General features: G+C 36.2%; 2 protein-coding genes. Both read left to right on the forward strand.

The window, feature by feature from the left end; all coding sequences use genetic code 11:
- Positions 1 to 640 precede the first annotated feature (640 nt).
- Positions 641 to 826 (forward strand): hypothetical protein, encoded by a 186-nt coding sequence (locus tag H6G97_RS49940; protein ID WP_190947637.1) that lies wholly within the window; start codon positions 641 to 643, stop codon positions 824 to 826.
- 487 nt (positions 827 to 1,313) lie between these two features.
- Positions 1,314 to 2,383: DEAD/DEAH box helicase (locus H6G97_RS49945; RefSeq protein ID WP_190947638.1), on the forward strand; the 1,070-nt coding region annotated here is incomplete at its 3' end.

Consider the following 2,383-nt stretch of genomic DNA (forward strand, 5'->3'; position numbering starts at 1 on the left):
CCTAATTATTGCTAATCATAGTTATTACTCCAGTACTTTTCGTTTTATTCGTATTTTATTTATCTTTAAAACTTCGGATAATACGTGATTGTCTTCGGTTCCTGAATTTAATCCACTGATGTATAAAATATCCTTTCCTAAATTTTACTCATCTCAATGATTTTTTCGCACTTGTGAGAAATCCGGGTTACCATTGAAATGCCTTTAATTGGAATTTTTTCTTGTGTGATGAGTAAAATTCAGCCAAACATACAACTAGCGTAAATACGTAATTATATTCACGTCAATGTAATTTTTTTTGGAAGGAGAATGTAAATTTCACTTGCAGTAAATAGTACATTAATAACTACTGTAAGTTCAATAAACAGGATATATCTTCATTGAAAATTTAAACTTTTGTAGTTTAAATTCTAGCGAAATATGATGTGTGTACAAATAATTTGAACTAGTTCAAATTGTTATTTATCTCTTTTTATTAATCATTTGTAAAGGTTTTAGGTGTATTTTACTCTAGTAATATAGTTATGTTTATTTGCACCTATTTAATTAGGCTTAAGTCCCAGGAGGTGATTATACAAAAGACTCACTTGACATTGGTTTGGGAGTGCGCCCCGACCTCACGGGTCAGGGAAGGGGACAGATGTATATTGCAGATGTCCTCAATTTTGCACGTTCAAAGTTTAACCTCACCCTATTTCGCATTACAGTGGCAGCATTTAATGAACGTGCGCTCAAAGCCTGGAAAAAAGCCAGATTCCAACAGATACAGTCATTTCAAGCACTAGACGATAAGGAACTATTTATTATACTGGTGCGGCATATTTGAGAAGTCTACTGTAGTACGACGAACTATTTGACCAGAATGGCAGATTGTTTGTCATCAATCTAAATCTTTCTAGGTTTCCTATTCCAGCAATTTTTATAACTCAATGCCAGAAATCCTAAAAATTAGATACTGAATGCTTACATATCACCTATACTGCTATTGAAAGGTTAATCAAAATATAGCCAGCAATTCTTTAACGAGACATTTAGAGCTGAGACTGATTACCCTGGAACTATCAAAATGGTTTTATACTCTGCACTATATTCAGCTTCTACATCACTGAGATTATCGCCCATAAACCGAAAGTTTGATAAATGTATATTTTTAGTCTATCTAAATTGCTCTTTATAAAGTAAAATCGCATCAACTCAATCTAAAATATCTTTACTACTTTTAGAATTGCGATTATCGGTATTTTAACTTTAAGAACTTATGGCATAATGAGCAATATTCCCACGGGAGAAAAATTATTGTTGAGGTAGATTGAATGCCTGTTACCTACGAGCTTAGAGATTATCAACATCAGTGGATAAAAGATATTTGGAATTCTTGGGACAAAGGTAATAGGCGGGTGCTTGGACAACTTCCGACAGCCGCCGGAAAAACGGTGTGTTTTGCACATATTTCCCATAAATTCTTTGACCAAGGAAAGCAAGTTTTAGTCATTGCTCATCGGATTGAGTTGATATCTCAAGCTGCCGAAAAGCTAGAGCAAATTATCGGTGAACCAGTTGGAATTATCAAAGCAGGTGTTCTGGCTAATCCGGAACGGAGAATCCAAGTTGCTAGCGTTCAAACGTTGAGTAGACGAGAAGTATTAGAGTTGCCAATGAACATTGGACTTTTGATATTAGATGAAGCGCATCATGCAACTGCTTTATCTTATCGACGATTAATTGAACATTATGAAAGCGCCCAGATATTAGGTGTAACTGCAACTCCTCAAAGAATTGATGGTCAAGGTTTTGTTGATTTATTTGATGATTTGGTTATTGGCATTGACACGGCTTACTTAATTCAGTCTGGGTATTTAAGTAACTTTCGATTATTTGCAACGAATCAAACTATTTCTACTGTTGGAGTTGCAAAATCTCGTGGGGATTTTAGAGCTAAAGAGCTAGCGGTCGCCGTCACTAGCCAGATTGGAGTTAGTGAAATCCTTGAGAATTACTTTAAATATGCACGGAATCTTCGTACAGTTATTTTCGCCTGTAGCTTGGAACATTCTCGTGCCCTGGCTGCGGAATTTTCTCGTAATTATATTAGTGCCGAACATTTGGATGGGAAGACTCCCCCACAAGAGAGATTAGAAATATTGCAGCGTTTTCGCAATGGCACAACCCAAGTAATTACTAATTACGAAATCTTAACCGAGGGCTTTGATTGCCCTAATATTGAGTGCGTTTACTGTGTCCGTCCAACTGAAAGCTCTACTCTCTGGCTACAAATGCTGGGGCGGGTTCTAAGAACTTACACTTTAAAACCCACTGCGGTGATTATTGATATTACCGATAATTGGAAAAAACATGGACTTCCTGATGAAGTCCGCAAATGGAG

Source organism: Nostoc flagelliforme FACHB-838 (assembly GCF_014698065.1).
GTDB classification, from domain to species: Bacteria; Cyanobacteriota; Cyanobacteriia; order Cyanobacteriales; family Nostocaceae; genus Nostoc; species Nostoc flagelliforme_B.